Origin of the sequence: Priestia sp. GS2 (assembly GCF_036409025.1) — a bacterium.
Classification (GTDB): domain Bacteria; phylum Bacillota; class Bacilli; order Bacillales; family Bacillaceae_H; genus Priestia; species Priestia aryabhattai_A.
The window spans coordinates 137,309-156,708 of record NZ_JAZGJX010000001.1 but is presented as its reverse complement, the minus strand read 5'-3'; the positions used below and the strand labels follow the sequence as shown (position 1 = coordinate 156,708).

Genomic DNA, 19,400 nt, shown 5'->3' with positions numbered 1-19,400 from the left:
TTTACAAAAAATATGCATAAAAAATACGCACTTCAGTAAGTGCGTATTTTTTATGCATTAATTTCTTGTTTTAAATCCTCTTTAACCTTTAAGATTGCTTGTCTTACCTGGTCGAAACCTGTACCACCCGCACTATTACGGCGGTTAACCGCAGTTTTTGGGTCAAGTACATGATAGATATCTTCCTCAAACAAATTGCTTGCGGCTTGGTAGTTTTCTAATGGTAAATCCATTAAATAAATCCCTTGCTGAATGCATTCTAGAACAAGCTTGCCTACAACTTCATGAGCTTGACGGAACGGCATCCCTTTTGAAGCGAGGTAGTCTGCTAATTCTGTTGCATTAGAAAAATCTTTTTTGGTTGATGATTCCATAACGTCTGTTTTAACAGTCATAGTTTCAATCATTCCAGCAAAGATTGTCAAGCAACCCTCAATCGTTGTAACTGTATCAAACATACCCTCTTTATCTTCTTGTAAATCTTTGTTGTATGTTAAAGGCGTACCTTTCAACACTGTTAATAAGCTAAACAGGTGTCCATAAACTCTTCCTGTTTTCCCACGAATCAGCTCAGCCATATCAGGGTTTTTCTTTTGTGGCATAATACTGCTTCCTGTGGCATACGTGTCATCCATTTCAATAAACTGGAATTCTTGACTCGACCATAAAATTAACTCTTCACAGAAACGAGATAAGTGCATCATCAAAATTGAGCTGTTGCTCAAAAATTCTAAAATAAAATCACGATCACTTACTGCATCCATACTGTTTTGATAGATATCTGCAAAGCCCAACAGCTCAGCGCTATAGTAACGGTCAATTGGGAATGTTGTACCAGCAAGCGCTCCTGCTCCTAGCGGAGAGATATCAATGCGTTTTAATGATTCTTCAAATCGCTCAGAATCACGCTTAAACATTGATACATATGCTAACAAGTGATGAGCAAACGATACAGGCTGCGCTCTTTGTAGATGAGTGTAGCCAGGAAAAATCGTTTCAACATGCTGATCAGCTTTTTCAACTAATACATGCTGTAAATGTTTTGTTAGCTGGATGATTTGCTGGACATGTTTCTTTAAATATAGATGCATGTCAGTTGCAACTTGATCATTACGACTTCTACCTGTATGCAGTTTTCCACCTACAGGACCGATTTCATCAATTAAGAGCTTTTCTAGATTCAAATGAATATCTTCGTACTGAGCAGAAAACGTAAGCTCTTTATTTTTTGCTTTTTGAAGCAGGGTTTGTAACCCTGCTTTAATTTGATTCGCCTCTTCACTAGAAAGAATCTTGCACTTTTCTAACATAGATACATGAGCTAAACTACCTTCAATATCTTCTTCTACTAAATGTTGATCGAACGAAATGGATGCTCCAAATTCATCAATCCATTGTTCAGGACGTTTCGTAAAACGTCCTCCCCACAATTTGGTCATACTGTCGTCACCTTCTTAGTATTCACCATGCTGCTAACTTTTGTTGGAAGTCCCCATAAAGAGATAAATCCTACTGCTGCGTTATGGTCAAATTCATCTTCTTTTGTATACGTAGCAAGTTTTTCGTTATATAGAGAGTTTGGAGACTTACGCCCTTCCACAATCGCATGACCTTTAAACAGCTTCACACGTACTGTCCCGTTTACATATTGTTGCGTATCTTTTAAGAATGCTAGTAATGAATTTGTTAACGGTGAGAACCAAAGTCCTTCATAAATAACTTCTGTTAGTTTTTTCTCGATAATAGGTTTGAAGTGTGCTACTTCTTTTACAAGTGTTAAATCTTCTAACTCTTTATGAGCTTTAATAAGAGTCATCGCAGCTGGACACTCATATACTTCACGTGACTTAATTCCAACTAGACGATTTTCTACGTGGTCGATACGTCCAACTCCGTGCTTTCCAGCAATATCGTTCAGTTCAAGAATAAGCTGAGCTAACGTATACGATTGGCCATTTAATGAAACAGGTACGCCTTGAACAAATTCAATTTCAACCGTTTCAGGAGTATCCGGCGTATTTTCTAATGCAGCAGTTAAATCGTAAGCTTCTTCTGGTGGAGCAGCCCAAGGATCCTCAAGAACACCACATTCGTTACTTCTTCCCCATAGGTTTTGATCAATTGAAAACGGGCTGTCTAAGTTAACTGGAATTGGAATGTTATGCTGTTTCGCATACTCAATTTCTTCTTCACGAGACCATTTCCAATCACGTACTGGAGCAATAACTTCTAAATCTGGATTTAAGGCTTTAATTGACACTTCAAAACGAACTTGGTCATTTCCTTTTCCTGTACAACCATGCGCCACGGCTACTGCATTTTCTTGCTCAGCTACTTCAACAAGCTTCTTTGCAATTAGAGGTCTTGATAACGCAGATACCAATGGATATTTCCCCTCATATAATGTGTGAGCTTGCAAAGCTGCTAATGCATAAATATTTGCGTACTCTTCTTTTGCATCAATCACGTGTGATGCTACCGCTCCAACTGTAATAGCTTTTTCTTTAATAAAGTTTAAATCTTTTCCTTCACCAACATCTAAACAACACGCGACCACATCATAACCTTTTTCCTGTAACCATTTAATAGCAACTGAAGTATCTAAACCACCTGAATATGCAAGAACAATTTTCGGATTACTCATCAACATTTCCTCCTAATATATATAAATACATCTCAATAAATTTTTATTCATTTAATCTACTATTACTTTAACAACTTTATTAGTTTTTTTCAATACTTATTCATAAAAAAGTATATAAATTCACAAATATTCTTTCTGAAACCTTATTTTATGAGATAAATATGCTCTAACTGTAAAATAAACTTGCATATATAAAGTAATAAAACACATGATTTTTCTCATTACTTCCTTTATGATAAACAGTATAAGTTTGTATTTTTAAATTGGAAAAAGCATTGGTGAAAAGATTTTAGATGCAAGTGAGGCGTTTATTTATGCAAAATATGTTCTTATATAATAAAAGGTTGGGTATCTCTATTCCTGTTTTAGAACATTCATGGAATGAATATACTCCAGCACTGCAAGACAAGATTTTAAGTCAGTGGGAAAAAAATAGAGGCTTAATTCCTGATCGGATTGCAGAAATCGAAAGAAGAATTAATAAAAAACAGGCAGCTCTAGAGGAAGAAGATAACTTTCAAAAGTCTTGTAAATTAAACGAAGAAATTGCTGAGTTGGCCTCTATTATTAATGATTTATGGATTTGGTATCGTACGGAACAAGATGTATCTGCTAAAACTCATTTGTAAACAAGGTCAAGACATAAGCGTTTCCGTTAATGATCTATCCGAACGGTTGAGATTCAACTCTCAACCGTTCGGTTTTTTGTTGGTGGAGATAATAAGTTAAAAAAGAGTGAAATGAAGAATAAGGCACGCAATTTGTAGAGGAGGTAGAGAAAAGCTTGAGGCGCCACAAAGCAGTGAGGAGGCTCAAGCTTTTCTGCAGCTCAATGGAATCAACATGTTTTTCTCCAACCTCACTCATTTCCAAACGCCATAATTTGTCTTTGAGAAGGAATTATGGCGTTATATCCCGGCCTCGTCATTTACTTTTTTCTATTAAAAGACGATATTGATAAAATCGCTTCGCATAATCTGTTACTTGCTTTGTAAATCTATAGTTCATTCCTCCACCGATTGCCATACCTAGTAACGGAATACGACCATATGCCTTTCGCTTTAAGATGATTATAAGTAGGCTCTTCCCAATCTGAGCAGCAGCTTTATAAACAAGCGCTTCAGTTACTACTTGATCTCTGCCTTCATAAAAATAAGGATCTACGCCATGTTGAATTTCTTCTGTCAATTCAAGCCAACCTGCTTTTTGCAATTCGGGCGGCAATAACGCTGAATGAAATACCTTTAACGTCATCATAAGTTCAAACGGTGTATGGATATTATAGCCATAGCTCATTGCTGCTTTTTGAATCGATTGTAAATTAATAAATAACAAAGCTGGAATATCTGTACCTACTAATAGAGTCTTTCCCGTACCGGATAAAGCGCCTTGTCCCAATGCATAAAGCCTTTGTTTGGCTAGCTGTTGGTCACAAATGTAAGATAGTTGATCAATCTGTAGTGATTGAAGTTCTGGTATATCTGTAATATCTGGTTGAAATACGCGCGCTGTATTAATAATTTGTTTCTCAGCTTGTATCTGAATATCTGTATTTTGAATAAAGGATGTAAAGTGAAACATAAAATCATCTGTTTTGGCTAAATATTCTTGTAGAATATGCTCAGGTACAAGACTAACGGCTTTATGCAGCCATTCATCATATGTAATTTCAATCTGACTTTGATCATATTCATCCAATGTTTGTTCCCACTCCTGAATTTCGTGTAACAACTGCTCTTCTCGATTGGTTAGGCTCATGCTTTCACTCCTTTAAAGCTAAGTAATAGAATTTGTTTCCATTATAACAAATGTTTAGAAAGACACCTATTTTCATAAAACAAAAAAAGCTAGCGAAAGACGCTAGCTTTTTTTATGCTATTAAATATTTGCTAAACGAACTACGTCGCGAGCAATCATTACTTCTTCGTTTGTCGGAATGACAATAACTTTTACTGGAGAGTGAGGATAGCTAATAAATGCTTCTTCTCCTTGAACATCATTTAATGCTGGGTCCCAATACACGCCCATAAATTCTAAACCACGAAGTACACGAGCACGTACAACATCACTGTTCTCACCAATACCTGCAGTAAAGATAATTGCATCTACACCAGACATACGAGCTGCATAAGAACCAATGTACTTATGAATACGACCAGCAAATACTTCAAGAGCTGTTTCTGCACGATCGTTTCCTTCGCTACTTGCTTTAATTAAGTCACGTAAATCACTTGAGATACCAGATACACCAAGTAAGCCACTTTCTTTATTCAACACATTTAGTACTTCGTCTGCAGTTTTTCCTGTCTTCTCCATGATGAATGGAATTAACGCAGGGTCGATGTTACCAGAACGAGTTCCCATTGCTACACCAGCTAACGGCGTGAAGCCCATTGATGTATCAATTGATTTTCCACCTTCAATTGCCGCGATACTTGCACCGTTACCTAAGTGACAAGAAATTAAACGTAGTTGCTCAACTGGACGACCTAATAGTTCAGCCGCACGCTCTGATACATACTTATGTGATGTACCGTGGAAACCATACTTACGAACACCATAGTTTTCATAGTACTCATAAGGTAAGCTGTATAAGAATGATTTTTCAGGCATTGTTTGATGGAATGCCGTATCAAATACTGCAACTGCTGGAATATTTGGTAAGATTGCTTGGAATGCTTTAATACCAACAACGTTAGCTGGGTTATGAAGAGGTGCTAAATCTGATAGTGCTTCAATTTCAGCTAGTGTTTCATCTGTAATTAACACAGAGTCAGCAAATTTCTCTCCGCCGTGAACAACGCGGTGTCCAACACCTGTAATCTCATCATATGACTCAATAATTCCTTGGGATAAAAGCTTATCTACTAAGATTTGAACTGCTACAGAGTGATCTGGGATTTCTCTTACTTCTGTTTGTTTTTCACCATTTACTGAAATAGTGAAAACAGCGTCGTCTAAGCCGATACGCTCTACTAAACCTTTTGTTAAAACTGCTTCGCTTGGCATTTCAAACAGCTGGAACTTTAAAGATGAGCTACCAGCATTAATTGCGATAATTTTTGACATATACTAAAAACAGCTCCTTTTTATATACGTGCATTATGAACTTGACGAAAAAGTACAAAACGATATTCTCTACAATATTCTATGCATTTCGACACAAATTCTATCCTTATTCATTTAATCATTCACCACTATAGATTTCAAGGGCTATGCACGATTAAAAGCGCCACCATAAAAAAATCATTATTTTCTAAAAAGACAAATTATTTATTTAACTTAAACCATTCATTCATCTGATTCATAATATCGTTCATTCCTTGCTTATTGCTAAACTTAGGTAGGTTCACAAGAAGTGCATTCTCTGGTGGAGTTACTCCCTCACCTTTCTTTTGTAAAACCAGAATACTTTTTGCTGCTTCTTCCTGCTTAAACATTGATAGCGGAAGTTGAATGATTGCTTGTACAATCGCTTCTTCTTTAAGCAATGGCTGCAGAAGATGAGATTGCTCAGAGTCAAATAAATTATTTGGAATCAGCGTGACTACATATCCACCTGATTTAACGTGGTTTAAGCTTTTTTCAATAAACAAATGATGAGCATACGTATGCCCTTCTTCTGACTTTACTTTATATTGAGCAGCACCTTCATCATTTGGATAATAGCCTACTGGTAAATCACAAACCACAAGGTCAACAGGATCGATAAATAGTGGCTGTAAACTATCTTGGTGAAATAACTCTACACCGTGCTTTTGAAGGTTTGCATTTACATAGGTTAACTGAAGCAATAAATCGTCAATATCAACGCCATACACTTGTTCAATTGAATATGAATGCATATTTAAAATCGTGGTAATTAAATTACCAGCTCCTACTGCTGGATCTAGCACCGTATATTTTTCTTTACCTTGCATAAACTTACCAATGACATATCCCATAAACAACCCTACTGCATCTGGTGTCATTTGATGATTAGGTTGAACAGCTTCTTTCATTCCTTTTAAAACTGCTAGTTGATATGCTTTTCGAATTGTCTCTTTCTCAAATTGATTCAGTTTTATAGAGCTATACTCTTTCTGTAATCTTTTTTTCGTTACCTCATCTAATTCGTCTTGTAAGATGTCTTCTTGAAATAAGTTTTCACCTGTTTCAGCAACCGCTTCTAGATATAAGCAGTCTAGCTCTTTTCGTAAAATTACTGCACTCTGATCGATAACCTTAAACAACTGCTCCATTTTTGATAACTCGCTCACGTCTACTCCTCCTTGAACCTTCCATTTACTAATCTATCTTTCATTACAATGCTTTATATAGAACTCTAACAAAGAATTTTATTTTATCACAAATAGTTCATGCCGCACAAAGAAGGCGAAAAACAATGTTTTCCGCCTTCTTTGTCTAAAGCATGTTCAATTACTTAGCTGCTTTTGCTGCTTCAATTGCTGCTTCATAGTTTGGGTGATCCGTAACTTCTGGTAAATATTCAACATATGTTACTTCGTCGTTTGAATCTACCACAAACACAGAACGAGCTAATAAACGTAGTTCTTTAATAGTTACGCCAAATGCTTCACCAAAAGATAAATCGCGGTGATCTGATAACGTTTGTACGTTTTCAATACCATTTGAACCGCACCAGCGCTTTTGTGCAAACGGTAAATCAACACTTACTGTTAATACTTTCACATTGTCTAGCTTTGATGCTTCTTCATTGAAGCGGCGAGTTTGTGCATCACAAACACCTGTATCAATAGAAGGAACAACACTAATTAGACGCACTGAACCTTTTGTGTCATCTAACGTTATTTCTGACAAATCGTTTGCAAGAACCGTGAAGTTAGGCGCTTTGTCTCCTACCTTTACTTGATTCCCTAGTAATGTTACATCGTTACCTTTAAACTTAACTGTTGTCACGAATGATTCCTCCCCTAAATAAATATGTACATCCTTCATATTAGCGCCTATATAAAAAGATTGCAATTAAATGCGTTTTCCTTCATATAAAAAGCCCTCGTTTTTATAATTATACAACGAGAGCTTGTAGTTTATAGATTAAACGAATCATTACTATCATGGCGGTCGTGATGGTCATGATCATGACGATTTTTTTTAAACATATGCTGCATGCGTTCGATTGCTTGAGGGGCCGTGTCTAGTATTTTCTCGTATAAGTGCGTGCTTTCATTTAAATGGAGCATTTTAATTCCAGCTGAGCTGACAATCAAGAAAGCGATTGGCGTGATTGATACTCCTCCACCACTTCCTCCACCAAACGGATGGCTTGAATCAGATGACTGACCGCCTTGTTGTGAAGATGACTTTTGCCCTTCTCCACTAAATTCACTGCCTCCTGCAGCAAAGCCAAATCCTACTTTTGATACCGTTAGAATAACACTTCCATCCGGTGTTTCTACTGGGTCTCCAATGATTGTATTGACGTCAATCATTTCTTTTAAATTTTCCATTGCTGTGGACATTAGACTCTTAATTGGATGTTCTCCCATTTAAGTAACCTCCTTATGTTTTAACAGAATGCGCCTTACTTTCGCTTTCAGGCTTATAAAAGCGAGGAATCTTGCGCCAGTGCTTAACTAAACGTAAACCTACTAATATAGCTTGGCCTAATCGGAATGAAATTATGCATTGAAAAATGGTTTCAGACCACATCTGTTGAAAGACTGGCACTACTGTCATCGTAGGAGGATTTTTCAGCCTCATATAGCGGTCTAGTAGATGAACAACACCACTTTTTGCAGACCATACAACGCCCACTAAAATAGCGCTGAGAGCTGCGTCACCCAGACCTACTCGCGTATGCCACTTTAGGTTTTTCACTGCTACCCGATTTAAAAATTTTTGGAAAATAGTATGAAAGCCAACAACATGTTCTAAGAATTGCTTTGCATCTTCCAGAAGATTGAGACCGTCTTCAACGGAATAGTCTTTCCATTTATCTTTATTTGTATTTTCTCCCGCTCCGCTTTTTTCTTCGACAAGCAGGGTTTTGGAATCTTTTTGAACCTTTACCACTGGTATTTCATATGTATAGCGAATGAGCTTAAACCACGCCATAAACGTCACGCGATAATAATCGTTATCCTTGGCATGTCGTAAGTCAATATATACCGTAATTTTCGTAACCATCACTATGAACACAAGGACAAGTAGTATTGCGATAACCCATGACACCCATATCACTTTCTTCACTCCTTTTTCCCCTTCCATTATGTCCCATACATCATGAAGTTAAACCTAACAAGAAAGGCCCCTACTCATTGAGTAGAGGCCTTCTATATTATTTTATTTCATGCACTACCGCAGTCTCTGCAAAATAATCATGCGCACCTTGCTTTTTAGGTAAAAAGGCAACGATGATATAACCAATAAATAGAACCGTTTTTGAAATATAACGTCCAATCCCTTCTCGGAACAAAACGACTGACCAGCTAAGCGGAGTTCCATTTAATGAGACTACCTTTAAGCCGAACACCATCTTTCCTAATGTTTGCCCAAAGAACTTGGTCATTAAAATAAAATAACCGTAAAATGTCAGTGCCGTAATGAACCAAAAAGGTGAGAATAATTGATCAACTTGAGCAAGATCAAACGCTTTAAAAATTGGCTTTACAACAATGCCGTTAATACTTCCTACTACAATGATATCAAGTAGGTATGCCCAAAAGCGCATCCAAAATCCAGCATAGCGATTTTCAACTACAGAAGGATTTACTATTTTATCCTCTAAAGGTGATGAATGTTCAACACCCTTTATTTCTATTTCTTTATCATATGAGTTATTTTCCATTATTCATCCACCTCTATTCTTGATATAGATACATCATACGAGGAGAATTTGGCTCAGCTAATGATTTCAAAATAGAAGATAGCTGCTGATCACTTCCCATCATTTTGTTCATACTCATAGATAACCATGAAGGAAAACCGAAGCCTGATTCGTATTCAATAACCTGAGCATCTTTTAACTTATATTGCTTTTTCATATCTGCTAAACTGTCTTCAAAAAACCCTAGTTCATCAACTAATTTTAACTCTTTCGCCTGACGTCCATCATAGATTCTTCCGTCAGCAATTTCACGGACCTTACTTTCCGATAAGTCACGCCCTTTTGAGATTACATCAACAAAGCCGCTGTATGAGTTATCAATAAGCTTTTGCATAATTTGACGTTCTTCCTCTGTCATATCTCTTGTAGGGGACATAATGTCTTTATGCTCACCACTCTTAATCGTGACATCTCTTACTCCTAGACGCTCAGCAAGCTCTCCATAGTTCACGCTTTGCATAATAACACCTAGTGAACCTGTTAGCGTATCCGGAGTTGCATAAATTTTATCAGCTGATGTCGAGATATAATAACCGCCAGATGCAGCCATTGAACCCATTGAAATATAAATAGGTTTTTTTGTATTAGCTTGAATCTCTTCTATTTTCTTATGTATTTGAGCACTTTCTACTACTCCGCCACCTGGTGAATTCACCTTTATGATAATTCCTTTGACCATGTCGTCATCTTTAGCTGCATCAAGTTGCTCTAAAAACAGCTCGTGATTATAGCCCCCTTGCGAAAACACTGATGTGCTATCTCCGGTATCTTGAATCGTGCCGTTCACTTCTAAAACAGCAATCTTATTAAGAGACGCACCCTCTTCAATTACCGTTTCCGTTAGCTCGCTAGTACTTCCACCAAAGAATCCAGCAACGCCACTTTCCTCATCACTAGCAAAAAGAAAAGCGGAAACTGTGTTTACTAGTATTGAAATAATAAATACACCCACTGCGATGGCCAGTGCTACCCACCTTTTCGTATTCATGAAAACCCTCCTAAATTAATCCTGAGTACAAATTGAAAGAATAATCTTTCAATTTATGTTTTAATAGTGATATAATTATTGTAACAAACTTTTGTAAGAAAGTTTACTTTTATACTATTTTTTTACATCAAAGACGGGAAAACAAGGGGGAACTACATATGTCAAATCGTCGCAATGTTTATTTCTTTCATCCTAGAAATAAAGAAACGAATGCCGCAGTAAAACCTTTACAAGAGTTAGCGGTTAATTATGATTTTACAGTAGTAGAGCATGCGAAAGATGCAAATATTATCGTAAGTATTGGAGATGACGGTGCTTTTTTACAGGCTGTCCGTCAAACAGGTTTTAGAGATGACTGCTTATATGCAGGGGTAGCAACATCTGAGCAGCTAAATTTCTACTGTGATTTTCATATTAATGAAAAGGAAAAAATGATTGATGCTATTACTTCCGAAAACATTGAGGTAAGACGCTTTCCTGTATTAGAAACAACTATTGATCAAGGCACTACACTCCATTCGCTAAATGAATGTCTTGTGCGATCCGCATTAATAAAAACGTTTACAATGGACGTGTTTATTAATGAAAATCACTTTGAGACATTCCGTGGCGATGGTATGGTTATTTCAACACCAACAGGAAGTACCGCTTATAATAAATCTGTTAACGGTGCCGTCGTTGATCCGCTTTTACCGTGTATGCAAATCAGCGAACTTGCATCTTTAAACAATAACAATTACCGTACGCTTGGGTCTTCTTTTATTTTAAGCAGTGAGCACACATTAACACTAAAGCTCTCAAACGATAACAGCCATTACCCTGTTATTGGCTTAGATAACGAAGCAATCAGTACAAAACATGTGGATCAAATCCAAGTGCGTCTAAGCGATCGCCAAATCAAAACTGTAAAATTAAAAGATAATTCATTTTGGCAACGCGTACAGCGTACATTCTTATAAATATTATTTAAAGAGGCGTGCTTTACAGCACACCTCTTTTTTTATGAGCACTTATAGACAATCTCCCCGTTTATAATGGTGAAATGAACTTGAACTTCAAGTAGCTCATCCACGTTTACTTCAAATAAGTCCTTTTTAAACACTGTAAAGTCACCAACGTATCCCTTTTCAATCTTTCCTTTTATATGTTCTTCACTAGTCGCTTGGGCACTCCCTAAGGTAAATAATTGAATCGCTTGGAACATTGTTACCTTTTCGTTTGGCATATATTCAGGTAAGTCTCCTGGCCCTACTTTACGCGTTACGGCTGCGTGTATTCCTAATAGTGGGTTAATTGGCTCTATAGGTGCATCTGAGCCTCCTGCACACATAATATTGCTATCTAATAGCGTTTTCCAGGCGTAGCAATATTTCAATTTCTCCTCACCTATTTTATCAATTACCCATGGAAAATCACTTGCTAAAAAGCGCGGTTGAATATCTAATACAACGGGTAAATGCTTGGTTCTTTCAATCAAATCTTTTCTTAAGATTTGTGCATGAATAATACGATCCCGCACATTTTCACTAGGTGGATATTGCTCAATACTATCTAATACGTATTCAAAAGCTAAATCACCGATAGCATGAATAGCTACAGGCCTGCTAAGCTCTCTCGCCTTTCGAACAAGCTGTTTGAGCTCTGATAGACTTTGAATAGCTAGTCCATTTGTTGATGGATCACTTTTATATGGAAAGCTAAGCAGTGCAGATTGACTACCTAATGAACCATCAGCAAAAATTTTCATCGCACCAAATTCTAAAAATGCAGAGTGAGTAGACTGCTGTTTCACATATTGGTCCATTGACTCTACAACCCCATGATGAACAAGTAAGTTACAGCGAAATAAATTTTTTTGATCCTCTATCACTTTCTTAAATGCTTGGTATGTCCGGGTAAACCCCCCATAATAATTTAAATCTTCCGTATGTACACCTGTAAGCCCATGTTGGACACAATCTTTAATTGAAACCTGCAAAGCTTCTTCTAAATAAGCTTCTGATACAACTGGAATGTGTTTGGTTACCAATTCCTGTGCTTGATCTGCTAAAAAACCTGTTGGCCTTCCCAATTCATCAACGTGAATGGCACCTCCTTCTGGAGATTTCGTGCCTTTAGAAATGTTCGCTATTTTTAATGCTTTGCCATTTGCAAGCAGTCCGTGTCTACAAACACGTTTAAGAACAATTGGGTGTTGGTCTGTCAGTACGTCTAAATCTCGATGATGAAGTAATTCGGGGTCATCCCACTGGTTCTCATCCCATCCTTCTCCGATAATCCACTCTCCCAATGGGGTTTTCTTAACCTTTTCTTCAACTAACTTCAATACCTCATTGGCAGAAGACGCTTGGGACAAGTCTAAGCGAAGCAGTTTTTCTCCGTGTCCAATTAGATGTAAATGGCTATCAACAAAGCCGGGATACATAACGCTGCCACCTAAGTTCACTTCGTTTTGAATATCATTTTGTTGTGCATTTCTGACATTACGTTCGAAGCCTAGGTCTTCAATTACTCCATTTTTCACAAAAACACTCTCTACCCATTCTCCTTCTTGAGCCATTGTGTAAATTTTTCCACCATAAAACAATGTTCCCATCTCTCTCTCCCTTTCCCAAACGCACTTTACATTTAGTATAAAGCTTTGCCACAAATGACAAAAGAAAATCACCCAAACGAAAAGAGTGAGGTTTCCCTCACTCTTCGTTAGCCATCATTATTCAATTAATATGACTTATTTGTAGCTACCACCAAGTTGTTGTTCAGCCATTTGAACTAAACGTTTAGTGATTTCGCCACCAACAGAACCGTTAGCGCGAGCTGTTGCTTCTGGTCCAAGGTTTACACCAAATTCAGAAGCGATTTCGTATTTCATTTGGTCGATAGCAGCTGCTGAACCAGGAGCTACTAATTTGTTTGTGTTTGCCATGTGTTTTCACCTCCTCGTTGCTTGTTGAATATAGAGTGTGTCAAAACACATGGCTTCATACGCTTTTTTTTTGGTAATTTTTATCTTTTTTATTTATTAAAATAAATCGGCATCATTTTCAAGTAGATTTTGTGGCTCTAACGCCTTTATTTCAAGGGTTTCTGTATTTTGAACTGCTTCTTTTATAAGCGTATCAAAATCATAAAATTCTTCGTATCGATTTACTTTTTCACGTTTTGGCTTTGTTTTTGGTGCACTTGGTGTAAAAATTGTACAGCAATCTTCATATGGACGATTTGAAATCTCATGCGTATCAATTTGCTGAGCAATCTTAATAATATCCGTTTTGTCCATTGTGACAAGTGGCCTTAAAATTGGCGTGTTTGTTACTTCATTAATTGCATACATACTTTCAACAGTCTGGCTAGCAACCTGTCCTAAACTGTCCCCTGTTACAATTGCTAAGGATTCTCTTTGAGTACGCAATAGATCTGTAATACGAAGCATCATCCTTCTTGTAGATGTCATCGTATAATTTTCTGGAATCTGTTTTTGAATAGCTTGCTGAACAGCTGTAAACGGCACGATATGAAGCTTAATATTCGAATGATATTTCGTAAGCTTTTGAGCAAGATCAACTACTTTTTGCTTAGACCGCTCGCTTGTAAACGGTGGGCTATAAAAGTGAACTGCTTCAATTTCTAGTCCTCTTTTCATTGCTAGGTAACCTGCAACCGGGCTATCAATTCCCCCCGACAGCATAAGCATTGCGCGTCCACTTGTCCCTACAGGAAGCCCTCCAGCTCCTTGATAGTCAAAACACGTAATGTACGTGGCTTCACGACGAACTTCTACTCTTACATTTACATCAGGATTACGTACATCCACTTTTAAATTTGTTGTATTTCGCAAAATATGACTACCAACCGCATAGTTAAGCTCGCTAGTATCAAGCGGAAATTCTTTATAAGCACGACGTGTTGATACTTTAAATGTTCTATTCTCTACATCAAACTCTTTCATCGCTTTTAATGCAGCTTCTTGAATCGATTCTAATTCATTTTCTACTTTTAAAGCTAAGCTAAAGCTTTGAATACCGAAAACTTCTTGAAGACGTTCTACAATCGGCTCATGGTTTTCTCCATTCAAGTGGATGTACATACGATCTCTTGTGTATTTAATATCCACGTTAGAAAATTCGGTTAAAGCGTGGACAATATTTTGACGTAGCTGAGCAACAAATTTTTTTCTGTTTTGTCCTTTAGTGGAGATTTCTCCATAACGAATTAATATATGGTTATAAATCATTTATTTTTACCCCATTACTTTTTTTAGTTCTTCAATGACTGTGAAGATTGCATTAACTGTTGGCGTTATTTCATTAAAATCATTAACATGAGACAGGCTAATACGAATTGACTGATCGGCTTCTTCGTAACTTTTTCCCATTCCTAATAATGTTTTACTAGGCTTTTGACGCTTAGAAGAACAAGCTGATGTTGTTGATACAAAAACACCTTTTTCCTCTAGAGCATGAACGAATACTTCCCCTTTAATTCCTTTTACAGTGAAATTTAAGATGTGAGGAGCAGAACCTTCAACTGGAGTATTCATAATAATACGTTCGTGCTTTTCCAATTGAGCTTTCAGTTCACTTTGCATCTTTTTCATTTTATTACTATTCTTCGATGCATGTTCCATAGTTAAACGAAGCGCTTTTGCAAATGAGACAACTCCAGGCACATTTTCAGTGCCAGAGCGCTTCTGTAACTCTTGAGAACCTCCACTAATCAATGGTGAAAGTTCAACCCCTTGGCTTATATATAAAATCCCTGTTCCTTTTAAACCATGAATTTTATGACCTGATATTGTGCATAAATCAATATGAGCACCTCGCAACGAAAGAGGAACTTTTCCAATACCTTGAACATGATCTACATGATACAAAACCGTTGGATACTCCTTCAATATTTCCCCGATTTCTTCAATCGGCTGAATTGTTCCGATTTCATTATTAACATGCATGATTGAAACTAAAATGGTTTCAGGTCTAATTGCACTCTTAAGGTCATGAGGATTTACAAACCCGTCTCTAGAAACAGGTAAGTATGTTACATCAAAACCAAGCTCTTGTAGTTGTTTAAAAGGTTCATGAACGGAGTCATGTTCAATAGCCGTTGTGATAATATGACGACCTCTATTTTTATATTTCATGGCTACACCTTTTATTGCCATGTTATTTCCCTCCGTACCCCCAGATGTAAAAATAATTTCTTTTGGTGATACGTGTAATAATTGTCCTACTTGCTCTCTTGATTTTGTCATAAGATTTTCCGCTTGAACACCAAACTGATGGAGCGAAGAAGGATTTCCATAATATGTTGTAGCAACCTTTGTAAAAGATTGAATAACTTCATCATAAGGCTTAGTAGTAGCACTATTATCTAAGTAAATCAATGTGCACGCCCCTTTAAAAATATTTAGAAACAACTTTTTATCATAGCATACCTTCATTATTTTTTAAATGATGTTGTTTATTTATCCAAATGAAACAGATAATACTCTTAATTACCTTTCTAAACAGAAGTCTAAATATCATATAACTGCCCAGATAATTAAACTGAATATTTAGATTTTTAAAATTTTCGACATTTTTTTTATGAAATATGATAGTATGTATCAGAAACTTTATACTATTTCTATAGAATATAGGAGGCATTATGAAAAAAGAAGCACTAACTCGCAAAGAGACGTTAGCTATTGGTTTAATGCTTTTTGCCCTATTTTTTGGTGCAGGTAATATGATTTTTCCGCCCTCGTTAGGACAACAAGCAGGGGTAAATACATGGAGTGCAACAATTGGCTTTTTAATAACGGGTGTTGGATTACCGTTACTAGGAATTATCGCCACGTCCAAAACCAATGGAGATTTCACAAAAATAGCAAACCGAGTACACCCTATTTTCGGAATATTTTTTACAATTGTTTTATATCTAGCAATTGGACCTTTTTTTGGTATTCCAAGGACAGATACTGTAGCGTTTGAAATCGGCGTTACACCATTCTTGTCCGATAGCGCATTAGCTAGTAATGTACCTTTAATGATCTATACCATTATTTTCTTTGGTATTACGTTATTTCTATCATTAAATCCAACAAAAATTGTAGATCGCATAGGTAAGATTTTAACACCTTTATTATTAACAGTCTTAGCTATACTTGTTCTAAAAAGTTTACTGACACCAATGGGAGAATTTCAGCTTCCACAACCAAGATACGAATCAGCTTCATTTGTAGCAGGGTTTGTTGATGGTTATTTAACAATGGATGCTATTGCGGCTCTTGTGTTTGGGATTGTTGTCATTTCAAGTATTCGAGAAAAAGGTATTATAAATAGTCAGAAACTTTCGGCTATTTGTATTAAAGCAGGTTTTATTGCTGCGATTGGATTGATTGTAGTATATGTATCACTAGCTTACATTGGCGCATCCAGCGTAGAGTCTATCGGCATGCAATCCAATGGAGGAGCTATCTTAACGGCTGTTGCTAGGGAACTATTCGGTAGCTTTGGAACGATTATCTTAGGATTAGCAATTACATTCGCATGTTTAACTACATCAATCGGCTTGATTTCTGCTTGTAGTTCTTTTTTTCATCGTATATTCCCAAAGCTTTCCTATAAAGGCTTTGTAGTAATACTCACAATATTTAGTGCAATTATTGCAAATGTAGGGCTTACACAATTAATTTCTATTTCAGTGCCAATCCTTACATTTATCTATCCAATTGCTATTAGCTTAATTGTTCTTTCTTTGGCTGCATCAGCACTACGATTTGGACGTGAAGTATATGTACTAGCAGTCATTACAAGTGCGTTTTTTAGTCTTTTTGATGGACTAAATGCTGCTAATTTAAAAATTGCAAGCATTGACAAGTTATTTACAAGCTACCTTCCACTTTATAGCGACGGAATGGGTTGGTTAATTCCAACACTTATTGCTTGTATCATCGGCTATATGATTAGTAAGATTCGCGGAAGTTATATCGAAGATGTGGAATCCTCTTCTCGCAAGGCTTCATAAATTCCTATCACCAATAAAAAAACGCCAGCTAATTAAGCTGGCGTTTTTTTATTCTATCTATTTGTTACCATAAACTGTTGAATTTTTTCTACCGCACCAGGGTCGACCTGTTCAATGGCACTAGCCACTTCATTCAGAGCCTCTTTGTATTCATATTTCCGGAAGAGCTCTTCTGCATCTCGTAGTGCTTGAGCTACTGATCCATACTGACTACGGTAACGATTCCCATATTGAATCATTTTTTCAACAAGCTGTGCTTCTTCTAGAATTGCTTCTGTTTCTTCAAACGTCTCTTTTACAGCTTCTACAGCTTCACTAAGAAGAGTTTGGACTGCTTGAATGTTAAGCGGTTTTTCCTGAAGCTTTAACGTTGCGTCCTTCAACAGGTGCATCGTTTTCTCTAACTGAACCTTATAATATTCAGGTACACCAGGTAAATTACTTTTCTGAATTAACCTCTTTGCTTCAATGAGCTGAGATTTCAACTCTTCAATCTGCTCTTTAGCTGTCAACTCATCTTTTCGCAATGCTTGCAACATATCGCTATAAGAGTCTTGCGACTGTTGAAGCTGTTTGAGTTGCTTCGACACATCTTCAAGCTCTTCTTGAATCACACTATAAGCTAAGTTATGTTCCGCTACTTTATCTGTGATATTATAGTAAAGATTCGTTAAACGCTTTAATTCGCGGTCCATTTTGTAATATAGCTCTAAGTCTTTCTCTTTAAAATGATAACTTTGCTGTACGAACAGTGTTTCATCTCTCAATTCTCGGTTTTTATCTTGTAAAATTTTCAAAAAGTGTGAAACCGTTTGAGATTCCTGATTCATTTTATGATATGAATACACTTCGTGTTCTAAAGCATCATATAACTGTTCTAAACGTTCATTTACGCTATCTAGCTTTGCCATTGCTTCTTCTACATAAAGCTCTTCAATTTGTTGAATAATCGTGTCTGTTTCATGTTTTAAAAATTCAATCGTTTCTTCAACCTGCAGGTGATCTAACACGTATCCATCCCTTGTCATCCCAATAAATCCATCAAGCAATTCCGAAAACTGAGCTGGAAGCGTAGTTTGACATTCTACTAATACTTTTGGAATTTGTTCTAAGCATGTATCAATTGCCGTTAAATCAATTTTTAGCTGTAGAACCGTTTCACGTGCTTGCAAATAGTTTCCATTTACTGTTTCTTCTTCAAAAACAGCAAACTGCTTCTTTGCATGATCAATTGCTGCTTCAAGCGTTTTTTCAGCTTTTCCATATGAATAGCGATGCGCTAGCAACTTTTTCTTTACATGGCGGTGTAACTGGTTAAGCTCTTCAATATCATGACGATTATCTTGTTCACTACCAATGAGGTTTTGTAGTTCCGTTAATATGTTCTCAATTTCAGTCTTTGTTTTATCTAACAGTTCATTAATATGTATAGATAGCTGCTTCGCCTTTTTAAAGCGGTATTTATCTGCACATTCTTCCGTCTCAAAAAGTAATTTATCAACTTTTGGAAGCTCAGTTGCTACGATATCATCCCACTGTTCACGCCAGCGTTCAAATAGCTCTTCAGTTTGACCTGTCATGTTTAGTTCTTTTACTTTTGAAATTTCCTCTGCTACCGGCATGTTTGCTAACTCCATCTTACGTGATTCAAGCCGGTCAATTTCTTGATAGATTTTTTTTCGTGAAAACATTCCGTACACAACTAATCCGATAATTAGTATGATTAGTGCAATAATAAATTCCATACTAAGCCCCCTTACAATACGTTCTACATGACAAGTTTCCTATTTATAAAAAGGGTTATTGTAATCCTTTAAATGTTTAAGCGTCAATGTTTTTATGATACCATGTAAAGCCTTGCTTTTGAGCAAAAATTTTAATTTTTTTGCACAAAATATTGGTAATTTGTC

The 19,400-nt window shown here is 36.6% G+C and carries 18 protein-coding genes; 3 read left to right on the top strand and 15 right to left on the bottom strand.

Translation table 11 applies throughout. From position 1 onward, the window contains the following. Positions 1-50 precede the first annotated feature (50 nt). Together argH and V2145_RS00825 are read right to left on the bottom strand one after the other, a co-directional pair. Entirely contained in the window at positions 51-1,439 is a 1,389-nt protein-coding gene (argH, locus tag V2145_RS00830) for an argininosuccinate lyase (RefSeq protein ID WP_094911888.1), read from the bottom strand. Beyond that, positions 1,436-2,644 (bottom strand): argininosuccinate synthase, encoded by a 1,209-nt coding sequence (locus tag V2145_RS00825; RefSeq protein ID WP_131888386.1) that lies wholly within the window; start codon positions 2,642-2,644, stop codon positions 1,436-1,438. The genes argH and V2145_RS00825 overlap by 4 nt, the downstream gene beginning before the upstream one ends. 314 nt (positions 2,645-2,958) lie before the next feature. Here V2145_RS00825 and V2145_RS00820 point away from each other — a divergent pair, with 314 nt between their 5' ends. Continuing rightward, entirely contained in the window at positions 2,959-3,273 is a 315-nt protein-coding gene (locus V2145_RS00820; RefSeq protein ID WP_311856391.1) for a hypothetical protein, read from the top strand. Between the two features lie 295 nt (positions 3,274-3,568). On the opposite strand, the gene V2145_RS00815 is transcribed toward V2145_RS00820, so the two are convergent. The 8 genes from V2145_RS00815 to sppA form a co-directional block, all read right to left on the bottom strand. Continuing rightward, a complete protein-coding gene (locus tag V2145_RS00815) occupies positions 3,569-4,402 on the bottom strand; it encodes an EcsC family protein (RefSeq protein WP_311856390.1) in 834 nt (277 codons plus the stop codon). Positions 4,403-4,522: 120 nt separating this feature from the next. Continuing rightward, positions 4,523-5,713, bottom strand: a complete 1,191-nt coding sequence (locus V2145_RS00810) for an acetate kinase (RefSeq protein ID WP_094911891.1) — start codon at positions 5,711-5,713, stop codon at positions 4,523-4,525. Between the two features lie 200 nt (positions 5,714-5,913). After that, positions 5,914-6,903: a class I SAM-dependent methyltransferase gene (locus V2145_RS00805; protein WP_094911892.1), complete on the bottom strand. Its 990-nt coding sequence runs from the start codon at positions 6,901-6,903 to the stop codon at positions 5,914-5,916. 160 nt (positions 6,904-7,063) lie between these two features. Further along, a complete protein-coding gene (gene tpx, locus V2145_RS00800) occupies positions 7,064-7,564 on the bottom strand; it encodes a thiol peroxidase (RefSeq protein WP_094911893.1) in 501 nt (166 codons plus the stop codon). Between the two features lie 131 nt (positions 7,565-7,695). Further along, positions 7,696-8,154, bottom strand: a complete 459-nt coding sequence (gene ytfJ / locus V2145_RS00795) for a GerW family sporulation protein (RefSeq protein ID WP_094911894.1) — start codon at positions 8,152-8,154, stop codon at positions 7,696-7,698. Positions 8,155-8,167: 13 nt separating this feature from the next. Further along, entirely contained in the window at positions 8,168-8,857 is a 690-nt protein-coding gene (locus V2145_RS00790; RefSeq protein WP_256993361.1) for a DUF2953 domain-containing protein, read from the bottom strand. Between the two features lie 88 nt (positions 8,858-8,945). Continuing rightward, positions 8,946-9,455: an RDD family protein gene (locus V2145_RS00785; RefSeq protein ID WP_094911895.1), complete on the bottom strand. Its 510-nt coding sequence runs from the start codon at positions 9,453-9,455 to the stop codon at positions 8,946-8,948. A gap of 13 nt (positions 9,456-9,468) precedes the next feature. Continuing rightward, the gene (gene sppA, locus V2145_RS00780; protein WP_094911896.1) at positions 9,469-10,482 is read right to left on the bottom strand and encodes a signal peptide peptidase SppA; all 1,014 of its coding nucleotides are present in this window, start codon (positions 10,480-10,482) and stop codon (positions 9,469-9,471) included. Positions 10,483-10,640: 158 nt separating this feature from the next. Here sppA and V2145_RS00775 point away from each other — a divergent pair, with 158 nt between their 5' ends. Beyond that, complete coding sequence (locus V2145_RS00775; protein ID WP_131888392.1) at positions 10,641-11,441, top strand: NAD kinase; 801 nt, start codon at positions 10,641-10,643, stop codon at positions 11,439-11,441. 41 nt (positions 11,442-11,482) lie between these two features. Here the strand turns inward: V2145_RS00775 and V2145_RS00770 are convergent, their stop codons facing one another. The 4 genes from V2145_RS00770 to V2145_RS00755 form a co-directional block, all read right to left on the bottom strand. Further along, entirely contained in the window at positions 11,483-13,078 is a 1,596-nt protein-coding gene (locus V2145_RS00770; protein ID WP_330987255.1) for an amidohydrolase, read from the bottom strand. Between the two features lie 135 nt (positions 13,079-13,213). Continuing rightward, the gene (locus V2145_RS00765; protein WP_094911899.1) at positions 13,214-13,408 is read right to left on the bottom strand and encodes an alpha/beta-type small acid-soluble spore protein; all 195 of its coding nucleotides are present in this window, start codon (positions 13,406-13,408) and stop codon (positions 13,214-13,216) included. A 96-nt stretch (positions 13,409-13,504) separates the two neighbouring features. Next, positions 13,505-14,716, bottom strand: coding sequence for a tRNA uracil 4-sulfurtransferase ThiI (thiI, locus tag V2145_RS00760; protein WP_094911900.1), 1,212 nt, complete (start codon positions 14,714-14,716; stop codon positions 13,505-13,507). A gap of 6 nt (positions 14,717-14,722) precedes the next feature. Continuing rightward, entirely contained in the window at positions 14,723-15,865 is a 1,143-nt protein-coding gene (locus V2145_RS00755; RefSeq protein ID WP_330987254.1) for a cysteine desulfurase family protein, read from the bottom strand. Positions 15,866-16,128: 263 nt separating this feature from the next. Between V2145_RS00755 and brnQ the strand changes: the two genes are divergently transcribed. Then, complete coding sequence (gene brnQ / locus V2145_RS00750) at positions 16,129-17,490, top strand: branched-chain amino acid transport system II carrier protein (protein ID WP_131888395.1); 1,362 nt, start codon at positions 16,129-16,131, stop codon at positions 17,488-17,490. Between the two features lie 53 nt (positions 17,491-17,543). Here brnQ and ezrA read toward each other — a convergent pair whose 3' ends face one another. After that, positions 17,544-19,235: a septation ring formation regulator EzrA gene (gene ezrA / locus V2145_RS00745; protein WP_311856378.1), complete on the bottom strand. Its 1,692-nt coding sequence runs from the start codon at positions 19,233-19,235 to the stop codon at positions 17,544-17,546. Between the last annotated feature and the right edge of the window lie 165 nt (positions 19,236-19,400).

Coding starts and splice junctions, on each gene's coding strand:
- argH (WP_094911888.1), bottom strand. CDS start 1,439: ATGACCAAATTGTGGGGAGGACGTTTTACGAAACGTCCTGAACAATGG.
- V2145_RS00825 (WP_131888386.1), bottom strand. CDS start 2,644: ATGAGTAATCCGAAAATTGTTCTTGCATATTCAGGTGGTTTAGATACT.
- V2145_RS00820 (WP_311856391.1), top strand. CDS start 2,959: ATGCAAAATATGTTCTTATATAATAAAAGGTTGGGTATCTCTATTCCT.
- V2145_RS00815 (WP_311856390.1), bottom strand. CDS start 4,402: ATGAGCCTAACCAATCGAGAAGAGCAGTTGTTACACGAAATTCAGGAG.
- V2145_RS00810 (WP_094911891.1), bottom strand. CDS start 5,713: ATGTCAAAAATTATCGCAATTAATGCTGGTAGCTCATCTTTAAAGTTC.
- ytfJ (WP_094911894.1), bottom strand. CDS start 8,154: ATGGGAGAACATCCAATTAAGAGTCTAATGTCCACAGCAATGGAAAAT.
- V2145_RS00785 (WP_094911895.1), bottom strand. CDS start 9,455: ATGGAAAATAACTCATATGATAAAGAAATAGAAATAAAGGGTGTTGAA.
- sppA (WP_094911896.1), bottom strand. CDS start 10,482: ATGAATACGAAAAGGTGGGTAGCACTGGCCATCGCAGTGGGTGTATTT.
- V2145_RS00775 (WP_131888392.1), top strand. CDS start 10,641: ATGTCAAATCGTCGCAATGTTTATTTCTTTCATCCTAGAAATAAAGAA.
- V2145_RS00770 (WP_330987255.1), bottom strand. CDS start 13,078: ATGGGAACATTGTTTTATGGTGGAAAAATTTACACAATGGCTCAAGAA.
- V2145_RS00765 (WP_094911899.1), bottom strand. CDS start 13,408: ATGGCAAACACAAACAAATTAGTAGCTCCTGGTTCAGCAGCTGCTATC.
- thiI (WP_094911900.1), bottom strand. CDS start 14,716: ATGATTTATAACCATATATTAATTCGTTATGGAGAAATCTCCACTAAA.
- brnQ (WP_131888395.1), top strand. CDS start 16,129: ATGAAAAAAGAAGCACTAACTCGCAAAGAGACGTTAGCTATTGGTTTA.
- ezrA (WP_311856378.1), bottom strand. CDS start 19,235: ATGGAATTTATTATTGCACTAATCATACTAATTATCGGATTAGTTGTG.